Source organism: Gemmatimonadota bacterium, assembly GCA_009838845.1.
Taxonomy (GTDB): domain Bacteria; phylum Latescibacterota; class UBA2968; order UBA2968; family UBA2968; genus VXRD01.
Window position 1 is genome coordinate 1 of the sequence record VXRD01000022.1, and the last position, 25,465, is coordinate 25,465.

Consider the following 25,465-nt stretch of genomic DNA (forward strand, 5'->3'; position numbering starts at 1 on the left):
CCCAACCCCTCCCCGCACACGCGAAGCCCAAACGGGGAAGGGGGGGTAGGTCCCAAGAAATTAAAACAGCTTCTCAGAAACTAAACCTGGCGCCAAACGTAATGTCCCGTCGGTCGCTAAAGAGGAGCGAAGGCCGTCGCATATCCGGGAAATCCAGGACATCGGTACCCGGTCGCTTGCCTTCTTGCAATTTGCCATTTGAATCTACTGTCCAGCCTATCGATTCCATATACGCGCGGAAGCGATTGCCAGTATTCGTGCCGGAATATACAAAGGCCTGGCCACCGCCGAAGCTCCCCACGCCTCCTCTGGGCGTGTCTTCGGGCGCAGTCCCAAAAAGGTCGTTGCGATTGCCGCCGCCCAGGGTGTGCGTATTTTGGAAGTTGAGCGGGTTGGAAATCTCTATGAACAGCATAGGCGATCCCGGCATATCGAATATCTTGGAAATGCGCAGGTGCGCGGCGTATTCATCAACCCACTGTGCGTTGAGCACATTGATCAGCGAAGCATCTGCATTGCCCGGGTTGTAGTTGAACCACTCTCCGGCCTCGCGATCAAGGTAGAAACCGAGATTCCAGCCGCCCTTGAGCAGGCGCTGTTCGCCGCCGTAATCGAGGGGCGTTCGGAAATTGCCGCCCAACTTTATCTGAGGCTTTGCCTTGAATGGCGGCGCGGCATTGTTCGGGCTATTCTCAAGCACGGTTCTCGAAGGCGTTGAAACCGTCTTCGCATCGCGGATATCTTGCCACGCTGTGTTGCGAACCCGCGCCTGGCGAATATCATAAGACAAGAAACCAGTAAAGAACTGGCCCCGCGTCTTCTGCAACTTCAGTTCCAACCCGCGCGCATCAGTCACAAAGGCATTTTGCGTGTTGCGAGGAGCACCCGTGTTAAATGCGCCCCTGATTCGCACGGCGGGCCAGGCTTCGTTCTCGCCATCTTTGAAATAAACCGTTCCCGTCAAAAGATACTGGCCCTGGAAGCTGCGTTCATATCCCATTTCATACTGAATCGTGCGCTCCATCTTCATCCACGGATTGCCAAAAAACTCCAGCGACTGTCCCAAACCGCTCTGCGTGCGATACATATCGCGCGTGTTCACAATCTGGTTGAAGTGCCCGTAGTTGATGAACATTTTGCTCAAATCCGTAATCGGATAAGACGCGCCAAAACGGGGGCTGAAAGCCCAATCGGTTGGCGGGCGCACTTTGCGCACCGCGCGATAAACAGCTTCGGCATCTCTGCCAAACCACGGGAAATGAGTTTCATTTGGAAGGTCAAAATAAAGGTCGGGGCGATGCCAATCCAGACGAACACCGGCATTGACCACGATATCGCGATACTCCATCCTGTCCTGGAAAAAGACGCCGCCGAAAATCGGGGTTTTCACAAAATAGTTGTTGTGGTCACCCGTTGCGCCGCCCGAAGGCACATCCGATTCATTGAAAACGCCATCCCCGTTGATATCGCCACCGTTGGGCAAGTCCGGATCGCTGCGCCCGGTCCACGGAAAGATCACGTCATCGGTTGAACTGACGCGCGGACCTTCGTACTCATCCCTGTAAATGGGATCGCTGAATTCGGGAACTGCGGCTGGCACCATACCCCGGTTTTCGTGCAAATTGAAATGATGCACCTGCACACCGGCTTTAATCTGGTGATGCGGGGTAATCTGGCTCGTGAAATCAGCCGTAATATCGAGATCATCCATGGTGGACCAGTCGCCTGCACGGCTATTGCCGCCACCGCCCTGCATTCGGAAAAGATTGAGAATATCATTGCCACCGGGCTTGTAATTCCAGCCAAAGGGCGCTTCGTTCAGAACCACGGCACCCCGCGCTCTGGCCGCATCGGCACTACTCTCATCGACCGGTTCCATCGAACCATCTGTGTGGATAGCCATTGCGGGCGCGTTGGTCAGTTTTTCCGGATGCCATTGCGTGGTCCAATCCGCACCGCCAAATCGCGCCGTCAAGTTGTAAAACGTCTTGGCCGACAAAGTGTGTGTCCAGGAGACCAACCCGTGATTGCGCTCAATTAGCATCTTCTGGAATTCGGCAGCGGGCATAAACATGCGCGAATGGTTATAGTTCTCAAAAACCGCCTGCTGTGTGCGCTGTGGCACGCCCACATTATTGCCCTGATGGCTCCCGTGCTGGAACCCCCGAATATACTGCACACTCAATTTGGTCGTGGCAGTGGGGGTAAACGTCAGCTTGAGTTGTGTGGTATTGTCCCGATAAGAAACCGTGGCCACATCAAAGGGATAGGCCATGCGCTCCTTGCGGCTCGACGCCGTGAACCCCACCTTGTCTTTCAAAATTGGGCCACCAACCGTAATATCCCACAAATAATCGTAATCGCGGTCTTCCGGATTTGCGTTAAACGGACCGTCGGCATACGGGTCATCTCCGTCATGACTCCGATGCTGCCAGGCCCATATCCCCCTGGCCTGCTCAACAGTGGTAATGGGATCCTTACCACTTACGCCAGCCGTCCATTGTTTGCCACCGGCTGTGCGATTTGCGAGTTCCTGGTTCCAGCCAATAAAGTCCGGCTCACCATCTCCATTGCGGTCCTCGGTAGGACTATTGGACTGAAAACGCCCCACATCCCACCAGTTGTCTTCAGAATAGAGATTGGGTCCAAAGTGCTTCTTGCCAGCGGGATTGTACGTACCTTCTGCCGAAACAAAAAACTGGCTGGGTTCTTTGGTCACAAAGTTCACGACTCCGCCGCGGATATTCCCGTATTCGGCATTAAAACCACCCGTGAGCACCTGAACCTGCTTGATCGCGGTCTTTGAAAAAGATGTATAAGCGCGCTGATGGCGATTGTCAGCCGCGGTCACGCCGTCCATATTAAAACCGATGTTCATGGCGTTTTCACCGCGAATGGTAATACCCCATGCATCTTTATCTAAACCCACCTGCGTGGTGACCTGATCCCGAATGCGCGCACCAACGGGAATTGTTTCGAGTTGCTCCTGCGTAATCGCCTGCTGCGCATAGGATACGTCCATCTGCACGGGATCGAGATCGGCTGTCACCACAATAGCGTCCAACTCGACCGTCGATTCCTTGAGCTGGAAGTCAACCGTTGCAGTGCGGTCTAAAAGCACTTCCACCTCGGTCTTGGAAACGCTCTGATAACCCACGAGAGAAGCCCGCACTTCGTAAATGCCCGGCGACACGCGCAAAATGAAATACTCGCCGTTGACATCGACCGTCGCGCCCATCCTTGTATCTACCACCACGACATTGGCCCCGGGTAACGGCTCGCCAGAATCTGCGTCTGTAACGCGCCCGGCGATCTTCCCCGTGGTCTGCGCATGCAACCCAACCGGCAAGGCAAGCAACACTGTACACAACAGTGCCACCCAAAATCCCGGCGGGCGAAAAACATCACTGTAAACGTTCTTCATGCTCTACCTCCTTTGGGGGGTGAAAAAAACGATACGTATTTTGTGATTCTGCACCAAATATAAGTTTATGGACTCCAATTCCCATTGTCAAGTGAAAGTTTACCCATTATCTTACAAAAAAAAAGGGATTTATTAAATATCGATTCCCCACAAAATCAACCCTTAAACAGGCCCTTATTAAATGAAACTCTCGAAAGTCAACACCACCGACATCACCGACGCGATCCGCCTGGGCTGCCGAATGATGAGCAATGTCTTCAACGAGGACGACAACGACATGCCCTTCTTCGGTTCCGAAGTCAGCCCAAACCCACAATTGCGGTTTAGCGGCGTCCACACCGAGTCACACGTACCCGGTAGGCACCTCAACGCATTGCTCAACGCCGAAGACGCCGCTGGCATTTCAGTCGATCCCAATGCGATTGAGAAACACGCCAACGCCGCCTTCTTCTCCTACAGCGGACCGGTCGCACTGCCCCTCAACCGCACGGAGGTCGATGGACCTGTCAACAGCTTCACGACCCACAACGTGCGCGAAGGCTTCCACGCTCTGTACCCATTGGTCAAATACAGAAACTCCGATCGCGCGCGGGAAATCGCCGAGAACAGCATCCGGGACATATTCGAGCTATTCAAACCAGATACAGGCTGGGACTTCAATCGCCTTGAAAATGAGCACGGCATAGAAGTGCGCGAGAACACCTTCATCACCGGAATTGCCCGATCAATAGGTCCCCTTGTCAAATACTACCGCGCCACGGGCTACGGACCTGCACTCGAACTCGCCGTAATCCTGAAAGAAAAAACGACCCGTGAATTTTTCCTCGAATCGGGCGCTTACGACCGCGAGAGCTTCGGAGCGCATACCCATTCGACAACCTGCGTCATGTCTTCGCTTGCACAACTCGCAGATCTCCTCGATGACGCGCGATTGCTCAACCGGGTCAAGGCATTTTACGACAATGGATTGTGGGAAATTCGCGATGAAATTGGATGGGTAATTGAAAATAGTGGAGATGATGCGAGTCCAGATCGCGGAGAGATCAACAACACGGGCGATATTGTCGAAACAGCCCTGATACTGGGCAGAAAGGGATACACCGAATACTTCGAAGACGCCGAGCGCATCACGCGATGTCACATATTGCCCTCGCAATTGCGCGACAACAGCTTCATCGAAGACCCGCCGAACCCGCACAACATAGACGGGCTTCGCCAGGTCGCAGACCGGCATCTCGGCGGCTTTGGCTTCCCCGCACCTTATGGTCACGCGCCGCTCGGCTTTGAGCGGATCAGCTTCAACACAGACATCGTAGGCGGAGGCGTCGGCTCACTCTGCGAAATCCTCCGCGAAGCCGTACGCACCGAATCCTCAATCCACCGGGTGAATCTCCATTTCGACCTCGAAACCGAACATATCAAAGTCGCGTCACCCTACACAAATGACTGCCTGAGAATCATCGTCAAATCCCCCGGACCTCTATATGTCCGCATCCCAACCTGGGTCGATCCATCCGATATCGCTGTCGCCGACCGTTTCACCTGTTCCAATGGCTATCTCTTAATCTCCCAACCCCCGGTCAACACACCCATCGAAATACGTTTTCCCCTCATCGAGCGCAAAATCGTTCTAAAACACCGCACGCGGGACATCAGAGTGCGCCTGAAAGGAGATTCGGTACTCGCGATGGAAAATCACGGCGCTGACCTGACCTATTTCGATACTCTATAGCCGACCCATTCCCGCACTTACAAACGAGAGTTCCGAATACCAGACACCGTGATAAACTCCCGATACCGCGCAAAAGCATCATTGACCGCCTCTGCAGTGAGACCGTAATCCTTCAGGTCGTAGCGATGCCGCGTCTCAGTTCGTCGTTGCTCGTCTTGCTGGAATTGCCACTCTTTCATGGTATCAACAGCCGCCTGTTCAAGGGTCCAGCCAAAGTGTTTATAGATGCTGCGAACCACGCCAAAAGGGTCCTCAATCAGATCGAAGTAGTTCACATCCATCCAGCGGGACTCCAGTTCGGGATGGGCCAGCCGGAAGTCCACGGCCTTATCCATCATGTTGCTCATGAAAGCGAGTTGCTCAGCACCGAGTTCGTGCGGCGGGCGCGGCTCACTGGACTGGGAGCGCACCCGTTCCACCAGGCTATTCCACGACCCCATGAACTGCGAGGGCTCGCGGTGGGTCTGGATGAACAGGGCGTCTGGATAGGTCTCGATCAAGGTCTCCAGTTCCATGAGATGAAAGGGCATCTTGAACAGCCACTGCGCGCAGTACTCGGGCTGCTGCTGTCGTCGTTGCCATGCGAAATGCTGTATGATGCGGCGGTGGTAGGCGTAAGCATCTCCTGAGCCGTTCTCGGCCAGCCACCGACCGTATTCCGGTATATGGAATCGAGCGATAGAGACCCATGCCGAGAAGGCCATCCTGAAGACAGGGAAATCCTCCTCTGGCTCATCGACGTTGAAATCGTGAACCCCCTCCAAAATCTTTAAGATACCGGATGCATCAAGCATTCCCTGCATCCGCGCCCGGCGGGGGTCATCGGGTGTGCCCGCTATGGTTGCGTATTCACCCGTCCAGAGGACCGGCTCGGCGTACTCGTATAGCCGTAGCACCCAAAAACGTTTGTCGCGAGACATCAGGCGATGCAGGTAGGTTGTGCCGGTACGGTTAATCCCGACGATGAAGACCGGCCGAGTGATCTCCTCGCGTTCGATCTCCGGGTGCTGCCGCCGTTCGTGGGCCAACTCGGCATTGTTGCGCAAGAAGCGGCTCAGTTCGAAAACATTATCACTAAGCCTGTCCTCCAACAGTTTGGCATCAGGTGCTTTCATAGCTCCGACCAATTGCTGCAGGCTTTGACGCATCCACGCAGGATACGCCAGGTCAAAGGGGACGCCCCGGTCTTGAGCGTAGCGCTCGGCCCGGGCAATCAGGCAGTCGAAGTCCAGGCGGCTCTGTGCAATGGGATACGGCCATTCCTCCCGATGAGCCATAATCCATTCTTTGGAGCACTTAAGCTTGGCCCACATGCCCGGCCACTCTATCGGGTGCGGACAGTCCTCACGGATGGCGCGGTCACAAATGGGCAACCTGTCCATCGGCTTGTTTTTGCTCAACCAGTATTTCCCTAAATGATCAAACACTGCCCAGTAACCATGGAGCGGCGATTTTTCGCCACGTGCCTGGCAGGCGCGTTTGAACGACTCGTAGGAAACCTCGGGCCAATAGAATCCGAAATCGGCGGGTTCGAGGTCGTAATGATCCAACTGCGGGTTGCAACAATGATAGATCGTGAAACGCCGTTCGGGATTCAAAGAAATAGCCGTACAGGCTCGACTCAGCGTATCGACTGTTTCGTTGCTGGATCGAAATGTAAATTCTTCCGGCAATGTCTCGCTATCGACCACTGCAGCAAACATCCGCACACTCAAATCGTTCGCCGGGGTATATCCCGCGCTGGACAGACTGATTTGCGGCAGCCGAAAAATCGCCAAAGGCATACCGGCCTGTTGCGCAAAAAGAAGGATCTGCTCGGATGTCAGCTTGCTCCACGGGTAGCCGAGCAATCCGATTGGAAACATCCTCTTCATGCTTTCGAGGTCCGGTTGCATCTGGTGGTCGATGCGGCTGTGCTTGAATTCGTGTGCGAAGGCGCAGAAATACTGGGGGAACACACCCATGGTCGAGGCGTAGAACAAGTGCTTGAAGCGTCTGCGTAAACACAATTCGAGCGCATTGCGAATGCTAAACGTATTGATCGTGCGTATGTCGAGATAAGACGAAGTGAGATTGATATCGGCGGCAAGATGATAGACAGCGTCGATCCGCTGACAAAGAGAGTCGAATTGTTCTGCGGGAAGACCGAATTGAGTCTGACCGATGTCTCCGACGATCACACTTATGCGCGGAGCAAACCTCTCATCCCAGATATCGGCTTGCTGCAGGGCGGCGCGGATACGTTCAAAACCATGTTTGGCGTTATCGGCCCGGACAATGCAGTGAACCACCAGATCGGTGCTCTGCTGCAAGAGATCCAACAAAAAGAAACGACCGATGAAACCGGTCGCTCCGGTCAGAAATACCTCTTTGAAATCACTCGGAGAGACAGCGGCGGCCGGTGCTTCTCTGCTGATTGTCTCGTGAACGAATCGACGAAGGGTATCGACGTCTCTCTGGCAATGCGGTGGCAAAGATCCAACAAGCGGGGCCACCGCCGTGTCGGCAACGGTTTTTTCGATCATGTTTCCTTTCCTAAAAATCGTGCATATTCTTTACACCGCCGCCAGGTGTTCTGCCTGTGCATTCACGGCGAATCGGAAGTTCTCCAAAGCATGCTCAATTCCATCTTCATTATAGCGAAAATCATCGGGTATTGATTCGTAACGCGCCTGAACTCGCGTGAGCAACGCTTGCCTCTGGTTCCCAATTTCTTCCACATCCCGAACCCGTGCTTCCTTGAACATCTCCAACTCGGCCGCCAGAAATTCCTTGAAACCATGGATAGCATTCTGCTGACTGGTGATTTTTTCAAAGTGATAGCCCAGAGCAGCCAGGCTGATTGCCTCTGAGAGCATGCGAGGATGGTCTTTAGAGACTTTGGCGATAAAATTCATGTAGGCGGGAACTTGATTGGCGGAAAGTCTCCCGCGCAACCCCATAAGGTCTGCATAAATCGCATTCTTACTCCTCGGTTTCAGCAAGTGTGGGACTGGCTTGAGGTGCTCAAACAACGTCAGGCAGCGCTTGAAATAGTTCTCGAGCGTCGGGTCATAGAGCGTGGCTGTCACGCGTCGATACCCCTCAATCAATATTCTGGGATCCATTTCTGGCCTGAAGTTGAGGGTCGTAGCATTACCCCCGATAGAAACCTCCAAAAGCCGGTTCTCCGACTTTAGACGATTGTACATATCCGTACCCTTCAAAGCAGTCAACAAATAGATTGGGGCCACGGGAATGCCCACTTCCTGGATAAAGTCGATCTGGGCATCAAATACATCCTCATCATCACCATCCAGACCCAGGATGAAACCTCCATCGACTCGCATCCCTTTCTGCTGGATTTTGCGAACGGCATTGAAGAGATAATTCTCTTCCCGCTTGCTGACATTCTGTGGTTTCTTAGTCTTGAGCAACGCCTTGGGATTGGGGGTTTCAATGCCCAGAAACACAGTATCGAAACCCGCTTCGATCATAGCATCCATCAATTCACCCATACGCGCGAGATTCACACTCGCCTCCGTGAGCAATGTAAAGGGATACCCACGTGCCCTTTGCCACTCGGCGAGCACCGGCAGCAGATTCATCGCATCTCGCTTGTTGCCGATGAAATTGTCGTCAACCAGGAAAACCTGACCTCGCCAACCCAGTCGATACAGCAATTCAAACTCGTTCACCATCTGATCCGGCGTCTTGGTGCGAGGCACGCGACCATAGAGCTTCGTGATGTCGCAGAATTCACAATCAAATGGACACCCACGCGAGAACTGAACGCCCATTGTGTGGTAATTCTTCATATCGATGAGGTCAAAGCGTGGGAGCGGCGTCTGGGTCACATCCGGTTTTCGCGGCTCTCGATAGATGGCTTTAGCAGTGCCGTTCTCCAGGTCTCGCAAAAATTCGGGAAAGATCTCTTCACCCTCATCCAGCACAAAATGCTCCACGCCTTCAATCTCATCATGAAATGTGGTGGGATGGGGTCCACCAGCCACCACGGGAACACCAGCCCGATTACATCGATCTATAACGGCCTGCAGAGAGACTCGCTGAACGATCATGGTGGAGGTAAACACCATATCAGCCCACTCCAGGTCCGACTCCTCCAGGGGCGTCACATTCATATCCACGACGCGGAGGTCGTATTCCGGTGGAAACATCGCGGCGATAGTGATCAGACCCAGAGGCGGAAACGCAGCCTTTATTCCCACAATCTCCAGAGCGAAATTCGCCCCCCAGTAGGTCGGTGGGTGTTCGGGATAAACCAGAAGCGCATTAGGCATGGCAATATCCTCCTCTGTACATTCTTTTAACTTATCGGAAAATGGTCCTCAATCGCGCTTGCAAAAACCGACGGCGCACGATGGACGCGTTGTTGAACAACGCGGATAGCATCCTCGAGGTCGTCCGTGTCCTCCTCGACCAGGTCATCCTCAATATTTTCTTTTCCATGGATGATACCCTGTGCCAGCGACAGACATGAGGCAGTAGTCATCAGTTCAAGTGCACTCACTCGGTAGTTGAACTGAGACTGAATAAAAGTCCCAAGTTCGGCGACTGAAATCGAAGTAAGCCCAAAACTGGACAATGGTTCCTCCACGCCGCCCTCGTCATGACCGCATAACTCGGCGACCTTGGCGGCGATTTGCGCCACGACATTATCAAGCGTCAATTCGCCCGCAGCATCTACAGCAAATGCATCCTGATGGCTCATAAACCGCCCAATACGCATGTAATCCGGGAAATCTACCGTCCATGGGGGGCGTTTGAACAAGACCGTGACCAGGTGGTCCTGGTCAGACATCGAACGCATTGCGTAATCGAGGTTGGCAATAGCGCAATCGCTGCTGATTGGAGGCATGCCGGCGGCCCTCATAATGCGCAACACATGGAGGCTGCGCGCGGCCATACCAGCGTCGGCGACAGCGGCCATATTGTAACACAAAGCGGGCAGCCCACGCCGGCGACGGTTGGCTGCCAAACCATCCAAAAAAGCACTGGCAGCACTATAGTTAATCTGTCCGGGATTACCCAGTGTCGAAGCAGTAGAAGAAAATAACACAAAGTGATCGAGGTCACAACCTCTGGTGGCCCGATGGAGATAGAGAGCACCGTGAGCCTTAGGCGCGAATACTTCCGCCACAGATTGGGTGGTCATATCGACGAGCAGGCGATCATCCAATATACCCGCGAGATGAAATACGCCTTTTAGCGGTCTCTTTAATTGAGCGATACAGCGTTGAACATCCTCCTCCACCGACACATCACCTGATAGGATATCAAACTCGACATCGTCACTCATATAGGCCAGAGCACTCGACTGACGGATCCACTCGGCATCCCGGCGGCGCTCGGGATCGCGGTCCATCAGCGTGATATGGCGCGCACCTGAAGCCACCAGATAAGGCAACAATCGCAGTCCAAAGCCACCCAGGCCGCCAGTCACCAGATAGGTCCCATTGGGATCGAGCAGTGGCCGCACATCGGCAACCGTGAATCCGGAATTGGCAGAAGCCTGCGGAGCCGTCAGCACCAGTTTCCCCTGATGCTGGCCGGTCGTCATCAAGCGCAGAGCTTTGGCGTAGTCCTTGTAAGGAAAGAGAGTGACCGGCAACGACGGCAAGGCGCCTTGATCCAGCAATTCCAGACAAGTCTGAGAGATTTCGCGCGAAAGGAGCGGATCGTCGATCATCAGGCGATCGACATCAATGGCCGCGAAGCGCAGATTCTTTCGGAAAACACGCAGGCCGAGTTCGTTGTCCTCGTATATATCGACCTTGCCGATCTCGCAGTGCCAGCCCCCCGGACGCAGGGCCTCCAGACATAATTCAATGTGGCGGCCAGATAGAGAATTCAACACGACATCGACACCCTCACCATCGGTCGCCTCCATCAAGTCGTCGTACCAATCGTGACTGTGTGAATCAAAAGCCGCTCGTGCGCCCAATGCCAACAATTGCTCGCGCTTGCTCTCGTTGCCAGCAGTAGTGTAAATCTCTGCGCCCACATGTTTGGCCAGAGCGATAGCAGCCTGCCCCACGCCGCCCATAGCCGAATGAATGAGAACGCGCTGACCCTTCCGCAAGCGAGCCAGATGAATCAGAGAATAATACGCGGTGACATAGACGGACAATGACGATGCAGCCTCTTCCATACTCAGGCAATCGGGCTTGACAAAAACGAGATGTTCATTGACCACCACGCGATTGGCAATACAACCACTCTGTATAAATGCCACTTCGTCGCCGACGCGACAATAGCGGACGGCCGAGCCAACGCGGCGGACGACCCCGCTACCCTCCATGCCGACTTCGCGTCCGAGAGCCGAGCGCTCGTAGGCCAACGCGGGCAGGAGCCCCAGCGTGACCATGACGTCCCGGAAGTTGAGAGCTGCCGCCGCCACCTCGATTTCCACATCTCCTGGCCCCAGCGCAGAAGGCTCATAAGTCTTCATTTCCAGACCGGAAATCTGCCCGGGATTATCCAGAGTGAGCCGGTAAGCCGGATCCTTACCGGCAAGCACCCGCGAATATCGCTCTTGCATACTGACCATCCGCGGTGCCCACAAGCGCCGCTGCCGCACTGCCAGTTCGCGCTCGCGCAAATCGCACTGAGCAAGCCAGGCCAACGTCTCCAGATCTTCGGGATCGCCCAGATCTACCAGACGAAAATCGATCATGGCCTCTTCGTCAACTTCGATAGACATGCTCCGAACAGCACCCCACAGCGCACTCCCGCGCGGGTCTTCTACATTGAAAGCGGCCCTATGCGTAACCACGGTCAAGCGGCACGGATGATTCGCCTGCTCAATCCTTTGAGAAACCAGAGTCTGGACAAAATCGATGAATTGCGCCGACACTTTTTCGCCCGTCGGATCCTGTGGGTCCATCCCGCAAAAAAAGTCGATCGCCTGCACATCCGCGGCCTGTGGCCACTGCTCAAGCACACCGTTGACAAGAGTCTCATGGGAAATCGAGTACACCTCGGGCGCATCAATCAAGGACTCCCAGTCCGCCGCCCAACTATCCGGCTCGCCCAACACCCACCGAGGTCCCGGAAGTTCCATGGTGTCGGAGGCATCCCCGTAGGACGCCTGCAGCAGGGTCGTACGCGTGCCTGCGCGAACCGTGATCCACCCGGCACACGGCTCAATGACATCGCCCTCGTCGTGACAGACCAGTGCCAGCCCCCCGGCTACTACCAGTCCGTGCAGAAATTGCCACTCATTGAGTCCGAAAGCATCGCCATTCCCATGCAGGAAAATTATCTCTGCTGCGCCCGGGCGCAGCAGACCGGCATCCAGTTCTGGCCGAGCATCCGGATCCATGCACTCGAAACGCAGCGCAACATCGTGTTGCTGGAAGGCGTCGTAGCAGGCACGGGTACTATCTTCATTATCGCTGACGATCCAGAACTCGGTCTGTGCGTCCGCATTCGAGAGATAGTCAATACACTGATTGAGAATGGTCTGATCTGGCTCTCGACAACCCGCAAACTCGACGACATGGCAAACGTAGCTTTCGCCGCATTTCGGCTGCTCGAGAGCAGCAATCAACGCAGCAGGCATGATCTCTCCATCGGGCAATCTGTCAACAAGCGATTGCCCAGTAAGTAAGAACTTGGGCTGCCAGGAGATCCTATGCTTACTGTGGGGCAAGTCGGCCCACTGAGGATTGGACGTGAAATATGTGTACTTACCGATGTGGGCAATAAGGTCCCCAGTTGCGCTATCGTAGAAACTGATGCTACCCCCAGATCTTTCGCCGCGTCGAACAGAAAACTGCCCCCTTTCATTCGCATCCATCCAATCTTCATCGGGCTTAGTCACATGACAGGTGATTCTGGGTCCGGTCGGCGGACGAAGAAACGTGAGGTCTTCGGCTCGCTGCGGTATGGCAAAAAGATCGGCGGCAGTCAACAAATTATACAAAAATATCTGCAATCCTCCGTCGAACAAGGGCGGACATGAGACATAGCCCTCTTCTGTTCCTGTCTTCCATAACTCCTCATCCATCTCTACTTCAACGAGAAAAGATTTCTCGGAACCCAGATCCAGGCGAACACGCTGAATGGTCCTGAAAAAAGGACCGTATTGGAAGGTCTCACTAAGGACGGCTTCAAGGCGTTCATAAAAATCCCTATCATCGGCGAGAAACGAGCGTTCAAAGCGGGTCGTGTCTATATCCGCCAACTGGACTGGCACATCCACCGCGTAGTCGCCGCTCACCCGACGCACTTTACCGCGACAATGCAACTCACTCTGCGCCTCAATATCGTACGATCGGGAGGAGATGGTGAAGGTAAATTCGTCGGGAGCATTGAGGACTGGATGCAAAGCCGTCTGTAGCCGTACCGGCGTCTTGGGAATGGGACAGGGCTGGAGAAATTCGAGAACTTCAATATGAACCGGAACACCCCCGAATGCCTCCAGAATCAATTCAATATAACCGGCACCCGGCATGATCGCCGCATGATGGACGCGGTGGTCTGCCAGATAGGGAAAGTCCCGCTCCGACAGCCTCGCTTCGAAAAGTATGTAATCACATGGAACTCTGCGCCCGACCAACGGGCCATGAGAGTACTCGCCTTGTCGAACAAACATCTCGTTGTCGCACATGATATCGATCATCGCCTGCTCTTCTCTCGGATGACCGGGCAGCAAGTGGACGATAGGCTCAGGCCGCGGATATTGTATGGCAAAATCCAGATCTACGCCAACCCTGAAAAGCGTACCTAGAGCCTCATTGAAGCCGAGGCAAACATCGCTATCTCTCATCAGAGTCGGAATACAGGCCGGCACTGAAACACTACTTTCCAGGCACTGTGCAATGGTGGTTTGCAGGGCGCTGTGCGGAGCGATTTCCAGTACAACATCGGGCTGATAGTCCCGCATGATAGTCTCCATCGCCGCCGCAAACCGCACGGGCTGGCGGATATTCGACCACCAGTACGCGTTGTCCATCCGCTCCGTTTTCACACCCGTCACCGAAGAAATCAACGGCACTTCAGCGTCGAAAGTGCAATCGTTCAGGAAGGACAGAGCCGATAGTGCGTCGTCTTTAATCGGATCCATAGCGCTGGAATGGAAGGCGATATTGCCTGGAATCAGCCCATTCTGCAGGTTGCGCCGATCCAATTCTTCTATGACGGGCTGTAAAGCAGCCTCCTTGCCACAGATGACGGTACTGGCTGGTGCATTCTCACAGGCGATTTCCACCTGGGTCGGTCCTTCCTCGGGCCGAAAGGGAACGCGCAACGTCTCGAGCAATTCCTCCACGCCCGGCCGATCGAGACCGATCGCCAGCATTCGGCCAGAACCGGCTGTGCGCTGTTGCAATGTGGCGCGATGGAAAACCAGATGCGTCGCCTCTGCCAGCGAAAGTACTCCGCAGGCATAAGCGGCAGCCACTTCGCCGGAACTATGTCCGACCACACAGTCTGGATATACCCCCCAGGTCTTAAACAATTCCACCAGCGCGCACTGGATCATGAAAATGACGGGCTGGGCAAGCTGGACCTCATTGAGTGCCTCTTGATCAGCCGAGAAGCAAGCCTCGCGTAGCGAAATATCCGAGTACTCTCGCCAGTGCTCCTCTACGGCATCAATAACGCGGCGGAAAACGGGATCGGCGTCGTAAAGCGCACGACCGCAACCTGCCCACTGCGTGCCCTGTCCGGAAAACACCATCGCTCTCCGTCGCTCTCCTTCATCGACCATGGCAATGGGGGTTGGATCTTCCTCAAAGCTCTTTAGTGCCTCAATCAGTTCCTTTTGGGAGCGCACGGCAAACGAAGTACGCGTGGCAAAATGGGTGCGACGGCGACTGAGATTTCCCGCCAGCGTATAGAGATTCATCTTCTGCTCATCGAGCGTTTTCCGTAACTGTAGGGCACTCTGTTCTAACGCCCCAGACGTACGCGCCGACAGGGGGATCATAAAGCCAGCCTCAGGAGCCAGCGCCATCGACCAAATTCGGGGTTGCTCGGGCTGGTATTCCCGCACCACACAGTGCCCATTCGCGCCTCCAAACCCGAACGAATTGATGCCGACCACCACGGGGTGTTCGGGAAAGGGTTCACAGGTTGTCTGCACCTGCATGGGACAGCTATCGAAGTCAATCTCGGGATTTGGCACCAAGAAATTCTTTGAAATCGGCGCGAATGTGCGCCGCTGCATCATCAGCAAGACCTTGAGCAGGGCGCAACTGAACGCCGCGGCTTCCATATGCCCCACATTGCTCTTCACGCTGGCAATGCGTAGCGGCACCGCTCGTTCGCGACCACCGAACGCTTCGGCGATGGCATTTCCTTCAATGCGGTCACCCACTACAGTGCCGGTGGCATGGGCTTCGATATAGTCTAATTCCTGTGGCGCATGCCCCGCCCGGGCGCACGCTGTACGCATCAACTCTATCTGTGCATGACGGGTGGGTGCGGTAATGTAGCGCCCCTGCGCCAGGCCATCGGTGCCGTCAGCTGCACCGGCCGCATTGACCGCAGTTGCCTCCACCACAGCGTAGATGGGGTCTCCATCTCTTTCGGCCGTCGCCAGAGGCTTGATCGCAAATACAAACGCCCCTTCCGAACGCATATATCCATTCGCTTCTGCGTCAAAGGAGTGGCACTTGCCGTCCGGGCTGATGACACCCAGCGCATTGAAGGAAGCACTCACCCTGGCTGTACCCAGGTAATTGACGGACCCGACGAGGGCTTGTTCACAATCGCCGCACCGGAGTGCGTTCATCGCCGCGTGTAATGCGGTCAGACTGGCGGAGCAGGCCGTACAATAGGTGGTTGACTGTCCCATCAAATTGAAGTGATAGGAAATGCGATTGGCCAGCATAGCCAGACTGATGCTTGTAACGTCAAACTGACTGGCACCATGCACAGGACGCCAGTTGGCGACCGGCGGAATCTGTGCGCCGATGAAGACACCTGTGGGGCTGTTGCGCAAAGAATGAAGATCCCATCCTGTCCACTCACAGGTCTCCCAGGTACACGTCAACAACATCCTGACCTGCGGATCCGTTGCCATCATTTCGTTGTGAGACAATCCGAAGAGGCTACGGTCGAAGAACATCTCCCCATCCTCTCGAATCAGCCCTTCGTAGGGACTGGCAAAGCGCCCTGGCCCAGAAAATTCACCAATCGGTTGGTAGCCCTTACCGTACCGGTCGGTTACGGGTTCCTGAACAATCTCGCGTTCGCTAAGCAACCGCCAAAAATCGTCATCGGTGCGGATTCCACCCGGCATGCGATAACTGTACCCCACAATAGCAACGGCTTCTTCGGACTTTGGTGAATTCATTTGAAGTCCTCCTCGACGATCTGAAATGCAAAAGCCTTTCTAAAATCTCTGACGGTCTTCACCTACCTTGCCCGTCGCTTTTTTGACCGCGCCCGGGGCGTACCCGAAATTTTAAAAAGGCTTTGCAGATTACAGCTATAAATCCGAAATCATTTCCCCAAACGCAGGCCATTACCCTTTCGGCAACTATCTTCAACGCTCTCTGGCAATTTAAAGCCGCCAACCAGGGTCTGAGTGGTCATTATTACTTTTCATCAATTACGTCACTGAGCGCATCTTCAGCTGTGTTGAACATACTTACCAAAATCTCCCTGCGTCGGAGCTTCAATTCCTCAACCTTCTGCCACAATGCGCTATTTATCTTATCAATAGCTTCCTCGCGTGTCTCGGCAGAGAGGGTGATGTCATTCTTGAATTCGTATTTCTCTATGGTGAACTCAGCCATGTCCTGTATGTTATCCCCTACGATATCGAAATCGATTGAATTTCTAACCGACATTATTTTTTCATTATCATTGCCATTACTCATCTCTTTACTCCTTTGTGATATGGTTTATGCGCAGGATGGACATCCCACACAAAGACATAGTTCATTTGCATGCGTCGATTGCCGCGGCCTGAGAATCGTAAATCGCGATAATCTGATCAAAACCGCTAATCGCGACAACATCCCTGATTGGATCAGAGGGTGTACAAATTCCAAATTCCTTGCCCGGTTCGTTAAATTTCCTGGCGATGACCAGACAGACTCGAAGCCCTGCACTACTAATAAAGGACACATGCTCAAAGTCCAGGATCAATGCCCGCTCTCCCGGATCAATCCCAGATTCCAGGGCACTCTGCAATTCACCAGCATTGCTACTGTCGATACGGCCGCTGAGCACTGCAATCAAGACCCCGTCTTTTCGCTCCCACTTAACATCTGCCATTCGAATCTACCTCCATGTAATTGGGTTACGACAAAATTGCCGACGTACATTGTTTCCATCAATGGACGAATTATAGCCCCTTGATAATCGACAATCCCAAGAAATAGGCGATATATAGCGATATATAGCGATATTTCGCCCTTGCAAGTATAATATTCTCTTCAATAACAGTCAATAACTATTCGAGGTAGTTATAAATACATAAAGTACAACAGTTTATTCGATCCAAAATCCTCGCTATTCCATTCAATAACGCCAGTCTTCATGAGCGAATAGCGCGAGCATCTTTTGGTAGATCAACTGCTCTTGAATGCGTTAAGAGCCTCTTTCTGAGAGTCATAGACAGCGACCAACTGATCAAAACGCCCGAGCGCCATAACCTTGCGAATTGGATCAGATAGGGCGCAAACTCCAAATTGCTTGCCCGATGCCTTAAATTCCCTGGCAAAGATCAGAAAAATCCTAATCCCCGCACTGCTGATAAAGGATACCTGTTCACAGTCCAGGATCAATGCCTGCTCTTCAGGATCAATACCAGATTCCAGGACTCTCTGCAGTTCAGGAGCACTGATACTGTCGATAGAACCGGTGGGCATTGCAATCAAGACCCCCTCTTTCCGCTCCCACTTAATATCTATATTCACCTGAATCTACCTTTCTTAGTGAAATTTCACTCTCTACAACAGTTTAAAAATAATAAACGCGATTATTCGGCCCAAAACCCTCGTTACTCCATTCAATAACGCCAGTCTTCATGAGCGCGTCTTTGAAAAACGCAATCACGCTCTTCTGCGTGCGAATCTCCCGTTGTCCGACTTTACTCATCCTTCGTCTCCACTACTTTCCAATGGCCTCCCCTGGCGGGCCCGACCCGTTCAAGGACACCCATTCTTTTCAGCTTACTGATCTGCCACTCAATTCCCTTTGCCGTGATTTCGAGTTGGTTCGCCAGTTCCGCTGTGGTGATTGAGGGGTTGTCAGCGATCTAGATCAAGATTTTCCCCCTGGTTTTCTCCCTAGTTTTTTTGTTCTTGGGTAGTTTCTTGGGTAGTAGCGCGATTAGTTTTTGGGATAGTTTTTGGGATAGTGGCACTACCAACAGGGGAATCAGGCACTTGATACGCAGCGGAGATTGGAAACCTCAACCACAGACCGTCGCCGCCCTGAGCGTTAGCGAAGCCACAGACCCATTTCAGGTATTCGTCTCGCCTGGTCTCTTTCCATTCGATGTTCTGACTCTCGCTCATGACTATGTATCCCTTGTCTTCAGACCTGAAAGAGCAGCCCGTCCCTTGTCCGTTAATTGGTATTTCTGCAATGAGCTACGCGGTTTGTCAGGGACAGTCCTTTCCAGTAATCCTCCATGCAGGAGTCGGTCAAGCCACTTTCTGAAGCTGCTCGTTCGGTTCGAATAACCTGCGGCAGTCAGCAATACTTCACTCGGAACTGCACCTTGGGCGCACGCCTGCAGCATAGCGGCCTCTTTGAGTGACAATGCAGCTTGAACCCCAGTTCGAGGCCCTACTTGGCCCCCTACTTGGCCCCCTACTTGGCCCCCTACTTGCACCCCTGCTTGCTCTGCAAGTTTTGCTCGCCAAACCGTTGTTACAAATCCCTGGGGAACAGCGAACTCCGGTTCTGGCAAACCCGCCTTCACACAGCGACGGATCATATCCAGCGTTCCGGTTCCCATCCGTTCAATGTACTCGGCAAGGTACATAGATTCTGCCAGCAGAGGATTGCCGGGTACCGACGTGTGTGCGACCCGCAACTTCTCCAGTGTCAGTGGCGGCGGTAGCCTACCGGGATTCCAGACCTCCAACCGATCCGCAAAAAGCATGACCTGCACGCTTCCATTATCTGTATAGTCGCGGTGCGCCACTGCGTTGACAATGGCTTCTGTCACAACTTCTTCCGGAATTTCATAGGTACGGGGAGCGCGAGCACTCTCCTTCCGTGTGCCTATTGACCGATTGATCTTGCTCAACACAAAATCTACCGCCTGATCAACCAGATCGAATACCGTGCCCTTATAGACCTGATAGGACGGAATCGGTTTAGCGACCTCTGTCCCGTGAAAGTGGGCACATCTGACTTCGGAAGAAATGAGATGCCGCTGAGGCGTCTTTCCGAACAACAACACCGCTGCATTCGTCAACCGTCCGTCGTTCAACAGTTTCAGATGCTCCAACAACTCCTCGGAAGATGTGTCTTCCGCCAGCGGAAACTGCCTGGCTATGCGCGCAGTGCGAATGAATCGAATGATTCGCTCAAAGTCGAGGTCTTCCAGCACCGCCTTCGCGCAAGGCGCCGCATCGAATGGTCCCCAGCGGATCAATTCTTTGACTTCCAAATACTCTACCAACGCCGCATACAGCCCGGTTACCAACTCTGCCTGAGTATTGAATCGTTTCCGAATTAGCCCTGCTTGCGCCTTACCGATCAATGCCTCCATCTTTGGATGCCGGACATGGTTCTCTGTTCCCTTCACAAAGATCAGACGATGTACACCCAGAGTAGTTGCGCGGTCAAACTCTCGTTCCGTGGGCGACAATCCTTCCGCATCCTCGGTCCCATAGTCACTTCCAAATAACCCCACATAGAGATCGCACCGTTCCACTTCATCCAGATAGAGCGCATCGGGCCGTCGATCCGAGGCTGGCACCTCCTCGAACAAGAACACCTCAAAGAACCGCCGCATCAGCGGATCTCCGCGCAGATAATCGCGCAACGCCGCTCGCTCTTGTGCGAACTCTGTTTGTACGCTGCTAATGAAAATACGGAGTGGGGTCATGTTAAAACCTGTTCACGGACGAGGTTGAACAATTTCCGAATCTCTAATTTCGAGTAGCAACAACCGCCTCAAATTGGACTATGCTTGGCACAACTCAGCTATCATCGCCGCATTTTCCCCGAGTTGGTCATTGAATTTTTGATACATCCCCACCAGAAGAACATCATTGGATTTGATATTTTTTAGGGTAAAGGCAAATTCCTCGCGGATCTGATTTTTGGAGTTAATAGCACGTCCAGCCGCGAGAACTTTGAAAGCGATGCAGGGCTTATCAGTGCTGCGAATAATACCACACATGCGGTCGCGGTGTTCTCGGAGATAGATTTCACTTAGGGGTTGATGACCAAATTTTTGTTCAAATTCCTCGCGTGCGCCCTGCAAATAATACAGCGCGGTCATATAGTAGTCGATATCCCAATCTTCTTCTTCGGCAATCTCAATAATGCGAGGGTTGTGTACCGACAATCCAACCATAACCCCTGTATTGCGAATGCGCTTGAGAATATCTCGAAGATAATCCAGGCGGTTTTCCTGAAAACACCGCCCAGCAACACCGCTTCCGTGGGGCGCCATGCCAATGGGATTGTGTTTGGCGGCTTCATCGATCAGAGAGGGATCGTCATACCAGTGTCCCCCTCTGCTGAGACAGAAATAATGAATCGCACCTCCTTCATCGCGGTATCGCTGAAGATCGGCAGCCGAGCGTTCGGTAAGCGTATTTTGCCAGGCGTTAATACCCACCTCTTCTGCGCGGCGCAAAGTCGCTATAACCTGATCGGATGTATTGGCTTCTTGCTGATGTTGCGAAAGCAACTGATTGAAATGTGCATATCCGTAGATCGGATTATCACCCATAATGAGACGACTGATTTGATATTGTCCAAATTGAACTGTTGGAAGATTCATCGTATTTGCCTTTGTTTTCGGTTTACCTGATCTCAACTCAATCAAACACCAGCACTGTCCTCGCCACTTTCCCCTGAACCATATCCTCGAACGCCTCATTGATCTCATCCAGCGGGCGAAAGCGCGAGATCAACTCATCCAATTTAATCTTCCCCTGCCGATAGAGATCCAGAATCCACAAAAAATCAACGCGGGCGCGGGCAGCGCCGTGCCACGAACCCATAATCGCGCGATCGCGCAAAAGATCTGTACCATCGACAGATATATCCTCCCCAGTCGGCTGTACCCCCACCACAATAGCAGTTCCAGTCATCCGAACCGACGCGAACGCCTGCTTCACCAGCGCGGGAAACCCGACGACCTCAAACGCGTAATCCGCTCCACCACCCGTAATCTCCATAATTCTCTGAACCGGATCTTCCCTATCCGCATTCACAAAATGCGTCGCCCCAAACTGCTCCGCCAACTCCAGTTTATACGGCACATTATCCACCGCGATAATCTTCCCTGCCGAAGCGAGAACACCCCCCTGAATAACATTGAGACCGACGCCCCCACAGCCGAACACAGCCATAGTCGCGCCCGCTTCGACCTTCGCGCGATTCACCACAGCGCCGATACCCGTAATCACCCCGCAACTAATCAGACACGCTACCCGAAGATCTGTATCATCCGGCACCTTCACACACGCATCCGCCGCCACAACCGACTGCTCGGTATATGTGGGCCGTCCGTGGTGATAAACCGTCCCATTTTTGGAAATCCGACTCGGCAAACCCCCTTGATGGGTTTCACAAAGCGCCGGGCTGCCCTCGCTGCAATTCCGGCAATAGCCACACATCGCATCGAGAGAAAGAACAATCTTGTCCCCAACCTGAACACTGGTCACGCCGGGACCGACCTTTCTAACAACCCCCGCGCCCTCGTGCCCCATAACCAGAGGAAGACCGCGAGGCTTTACATGCCCATCCACATAGTGATAATCGCTGTGACAAACGCCCGCGCCGACAATATCGAGAAGCACTTCTCCCTCATGCGGAGATTCAATATCCACATCTTCTACAGAAACACGGGTGTGGGGTTTGTGGAGAATAGCTGCTTTCATTTTTTAACTCCTATGGCTAAAATGCTAAAGATCCCGCTCCAAAAGCGCCGCCCAGGCGAGCAACTCCTCGTCCTGGTGAAACGGGGCGACAAACTGAATCCCCAGAGGCATACCCGAATCGGACGCGAGCCCCGCGGGCAAAGCGATCACCGGCATACCCGTATGCGTCCAGGGCAAATTCATACAGGGATCGCCCGTACTCGCCAGACCTTTCAAAGCCGCGCCCGTCGCCGCCGGACAGGCGAGAAGGTCAATCCCCTCTGCCTTCATCAAAGACTCAACCTCTTCGCGCAACTGTGTGCGCCCCATTCGACCCGTATCGATCTCGGATTGCGAAAGTGCGCGCCCCTCCTCGACCAGCGCGCGCGTACCCGCGTCATAAGTCGAGGCGTATTTATCGAACCACGGCGCGTGAACCTCCGCCATCTCCCCCTTCATCATATTCCGGTGTCGGTCATTGATATCGTCAATATCGTTGAGCATCCGCACCTCCACAACATTGTACCCTGCCGTTCTAAGAGACTGTACCTGCGCGTCGAAATCCGCCCGCGCCCGTGGTTCTGTCTGGTCCAAATAGGGACCCACGGGTATTCCCAACGTCGGCTTTTCCGACCTCGTAGCAGAAGCGCGCCATCCGCCACACAGAACAGCAGCAGCCATCTCCATACCCGCAACATCCTGTGTGAACATCCCAATCGTATCGACTGACGGAGAGCAGTGAACGAATCCGGAAATATCAATACGCGCATAACTCGGCTTAAAACCGACAATCCCACAAAACGCAGCCGGACGGATAACTGAGCCAATAGTCTGCGAACCGAGCGCGAGAGGGCAATACCCCGCAGCCACAGCCGCAGCCGAACCGCTACTCGATCCACCAGGAGTAAAACCCAGATCCCGCGGATTGCGCGTAGGTCCCGGCTTAAAACACGCGAACTCCGTCGTAACCGATTTGCTAATAACGAGCGCACCCGCCTCCCGCAACGCCTTTAAGCACCCGCCTTCGGGACCTGTGAGAACCTCTGGCGGCACACCCGAGCCTGCCCGCGTCTCAAATCCCTCGACGTGAAAAATATCTTTAACCCCAACCAGAGTGCCGAACAGCGGCGAATCCTCACCGCTCGCAGTAGTCAACTCAGCCACATCACCCAACAGCCGTTGCTCGCGATTCGACTCTGGCAACATCGCCCGGATATCCCCATCCCATTCATCAATGCGTCTGCAGCATTCTGCAACGTAATCCTGCAAGTCCCGTTGCCCAGAACGCAACTCAGCAACGATTTGAGCCAGCGGATGCGCCGCTGTTTTTTCACTCTTCATTTGCATAATCCCCCAAAACTACCAACCGTTAATCTTATGCCCCTGACCGGGAAACCAGATAAAATCCACAATTGCACCGCAGGCAATCGCCGCCAAAAAACCGACCACGAACCCCATAAAAAGCGGCGTATTGCGGCGGTAACTCTCAAGACCGCCAAAGCGCAAAATCAATGTCTTGCACACCCACACAATAAAAATCGACGAAATACCACTGCGCAAAACATCAGATGCCGAAATCGCAAAACCAATGGGATGCAGCGCAATCCCCGGAAAACGGTAGCGAAGCGCGTACAGCCCCAGCGTAAAAATCGCGCCAAACCCCAGCCAACCCAGACGCATCCAGTCCGTCTCTAACGCATTACTCCGAATGCGATTGGCAGTCAAAAGCCACACCCCAATCCCCCCGTCGCCCGAGCCATTAAAACTCACACTGCCAAAATTATAACTCCCCACCGTGTAATTGCCCTGATAAATGATAAACACAAAAACCGCCAGCGCGCCAGCAATAAACGCCATGCCCACAGCAGGCGGCACAAGCCTCCGGCGGCGGGGATCCATAGCCCCGCCAAGACGCGGAATATGCGCCAGCGTTGTCACGCCAATCGTCTTTGCATCGGCAAAAAACGTGTACGCCAGACCGAGCGCCATCGCATGCATCGGCCCAATACCCGTTATCCCCAAAACATGCCAGGTAAAAGCCTGTGCTGTAATCGGCGTTCTCAAATAAATCAGACCAGTCTCCACAATAATGCGCGCCAGACCGAGGTAAAGCACCAGCGTAGCGCTCCAAAAAGCCAGTGCTGCCCACCCCGAAAGCCCGAGTTCCCAGAAAAACAACACACTGAACAGAACACACCCCAGAAAGACAAACACCGCCGTGCGATACGAAAAAAGCTCACCCGAATCATCCACATCGCCCGCGCGCGAAGTAAACGCCTTCCGAAAAACCGCGGACAGATGATCTCGCGCAACCCACAGCCCCCATAACACAAATGCCAGCAAGCCACCAAAACTCTGCCATCCCACGGCAGGATGATACGAACACCACGGATCGGGCGACCCCATCTCAAATCCCAAACGATTCATCAGCCCCACTTGCAACACCATCACCAGATGAAAAAACCAGATGCTAAACAGCACATTGGACTCTGTAAAATAGCCAAACGCAATCGTCAGAGGATTCGTCTTAAACCGCAGATAGGGAAATCCTTCGCCGATAAAAATTTGCCGATCAATATTGGCTTGAAGCGGCGGAATCAATTCGGTAAACCAGGAAACGATATCCCATCCAAACACAAAAAAAGCGACAAAAAACCCGATCTTGAAACGCGGATTGCGCAACAATTCCATCAGCGCGCCCCGTTGCCCGTGTTCACCCGTGAGTTCCAGAAGGCCAGCAGCCAGAGGAAAAGGCAAACGCTCGTAATCCATCCACTGCCGCCGAAACACCACCATAAGACACAAATTGGCGGCAAAAAACGCAAAAAAGAAACACCCCCACCAGAAAATCGGCACGATCCAGCTACCCCAGGGAAAAGCCGCCCCTGCTGGCAACCCCTCGTAAAAAGCAACCGCGGCGTGGTGATCGGAAACAACAGACCAATCGGACAAACGCGTAAGCAGTGTATCGGCCCAGCCATTTTCGGTAGAGGCAAAATAGACCGGTGCCGTAATCACACCGAGAAAATATCCCGCAAGCCACTCGCCCTGCGTCAGAGCAGAAACCATTCCCATCGAAGCGATGAGAATAAGCTCAGAAGGCGTAAAACCCTTGCTTTTGCGAGAAAAATAGAGGTTGACCAACAGCAATAAGAGAAAAGGAAGGAGAATTGCAACGGAGAGATGCGCGTAATCTGCACGCGCAGATCGGAGCATATACGTGGTATAAGAAGGCCATAAACTGACGAGAACAGACATGAACAATCCGATGAGAAAGGCGCGTACCGTCAT

The 25,465-nt window shown here is 53.6% G+C and carries 15 protein-coding genes; 1 reads left to right on the top strand and 14 read right to left on the bottom strand.

The window, feature by feature from the left end:
- Nucleotides 1–73: 73 nt before the first annotated feature.
- Nucleotides 74–3,424 (bottom strand): TonB-dependent receptor plug domain-containing protein, encoded by a 3,351-nt coding sequence (locus F4Y39_03015; GenBank protein ID MYC12676.1) that lies wholly within the window; start codon nucleotides 3,422–3,424, stop codon nucleotides 74–76.
- Between the two features lie 181 nt (nucleotides 3,425–3,605).
- On the opposite strand from F4Y39_03015, the gene F4Y39_03020 reads away from it, so the two are divergent.
- Nucleotides 3,606–5,156, top strand: a complete 1,551-nt coding sequence (locus F4Y39_03020) for a hypothetical protein (protein MYC12677.1) — start codon at nucleotides 3,606–3,608, stop codon at nucleotides 5,154–5,156.
- A 17-nt stretch (nucleotides 5,157–5,173) separates the two neighbouring features.
- Here F4Y39_03020 and F4Y39_03025 read toward each other — a convergent pair whose 3' ends face one another.
- The 13 genes from F4Y39_03025 to F4Y39_03085 all read right to left on the bottom strand — a co-directional run bounded on the left by F4Y39_03025 (nucleotide 5,174) and on the right by F4Y39_03085 (nucleotide 25,465).
- Nucleotides 5,174–7,681 (bottom strand): NAD-dependent epimerase/dehydratase family protein, encoded by a 2,508-nt coding sequence (locus F4Y39_03025; GenBank protein ID MYC12678.1) that lies wholly within the window; start codon nucleotides 7,679–7,681, stop codon nucleotides 5,174–5,176.
- A gap of 30 nt (nucleotides 7,682–7,711) precedes the next feature.
- A complete protein-coding gene (locus tag F4Y39_03030) occupies nucleotides 7,712–9,436 on the bottom strand; it encodes a B12-binding domain-containing radical SAM protein (GenBank protein MYC12679.1) in 1,725 nt (574 codons plus the stop codon).
- 26 nt (nucleotides 9,437–9,462) lie between these two features.
- A complete protein-coding gene (locus tag F4Y39_03035) occupies nucleotides 9,463–16,461 on the bottom strand; it encodes an SDR family NAD(P)-dependent oxidoreductase (protein ID MYC12680.1) in 6,999 nt (2,332 codons plus the stop codon).
- Between the two features lie 244 nt (nucleotides 16,462–16,705).
- On the bottom strand, nucleotides 16,706–16,990 hold the full coding sequence (locus tag F4Y39_03040; protein MYC12681.1) for a hypothetical protein: 285 nt from the start codon (nucleotides 16,988–16,990) through the stop codon (nucleotides 16,706–16,708).
- Nucleotides 16,991–17,051: 61 nt separating this feature from the next.
- Nucleotides 17,052–17,390 (bottom strand): STAS domain-containing protein, encoded by a 339-nt coding sequence (locus tag F4Y39_03045; GenBank protein MYC12682.1) that lies wholly within the window; start codon nucleotides 17,388–17,390, stop codon nucleotides 17,052–17,054.
- 296 nt (nucleotides 17,391–17,686) lie between these two features.
- Nucleotides 17,687–18,034: an STAS domain-containing protein gene (locus F4Y39_03050; GenBank protein MYC12683.1), complete on the bottom strand. Its 348-nt coding sequence runs from the start codon at nucleotides 18,032–18,034 to the stop codon at nucleotides 17,687–17,689.
- 173 nt (nucleotides 18,035–18,207) lie between these two features.
- Entirely contained in the window at nucleotides 18,208–18,375 is a 168-nt protein-coding gene (locus tag F4Y39_03055) for a winged helix-turn-helix transcriptional regulator (protein MYC12684.1), read from the bottom strand.
- A gap of 31 nt (nucleotides 18,376–18,406) precedes the next feature.
- Nucleotides 18,407–18,637 carry a hypothetical protein gene (locus F4Y39_03060; GenBank protein MYC12685.1) on the bottom strand — a complete coding sequence of 77 codons (231 nt, stop codon included), beginning with the start codon at nucleotides 18,635–18,637 and terminating at the stop codon, nucleotides 18,407–18,409.
- A gap of 2 nt (nucleotides 18,638–18,639) precedes the next feature.
- A complete protein-coding gene (locus F4Y39_03065) occupies nucleotides 18,640–20,184 on the bottom strand; it encodes a DUF4062 domain-containing protein (protein ID MYC12686.1) in 1,545 nt (514 codons plus the stop codon).
- A 78-nt stretch (nucleotides 20,185–20,262) separates the two neighbouring features.
- Nucleotides 20,263–21,090 carry a hypothetical protein gene (locus F4Y39_03070; protein MYC12687.1) on the bottom strand — a complete coding sequence of 276 codons (828 nt, stop codon included), beginning with the start codon at nucleotides 21,088–21,090 and terminating at the stop codon, nucleotides 20,263–20,265.
- Between the two features lie 37 nt (nucleotides 21,091–21,127).
- Nucleotides 21,128–22,195: a Zn-dependent alcohol dehydrogenase gene (locus F4Y39_03075; GenBank protein MYC12688.1), complete on the bottom strand. Its 1,068-nt coding sequence runs from the start codon at nucleotides 22,193–22,195 to the stop codon at nucleotides 21,128–21,130.
- A gap of 24 nt (nucleotides 22,196–22,219) precedes the next feature.
- On the bottom strand, nucleotides 22,220–23,515 hold the full coding sequence (locus tag F4Y39_03080; protein MYC12689.1) for an amidase: 1,296 nt from the start codon (nucleotides 23,513–23,515) through the stop codon (nucleotides 22,220–22,222).
- A gap of 18 nt (nucleotides 23,516–23,533) precedes the next feature.
- Nucleotides 23,534–25,465 carry a hypothetical protein gene (locus F4Y39_03085; protein MYC12690.1) on the bottom strand — a complete coding sequence of 644 codons (1,932 nt, stop codon included), beginning with the start codon at nucleotides 25,463–25,465 and terminating at the stop codon, nucleotides 23,534–23,536.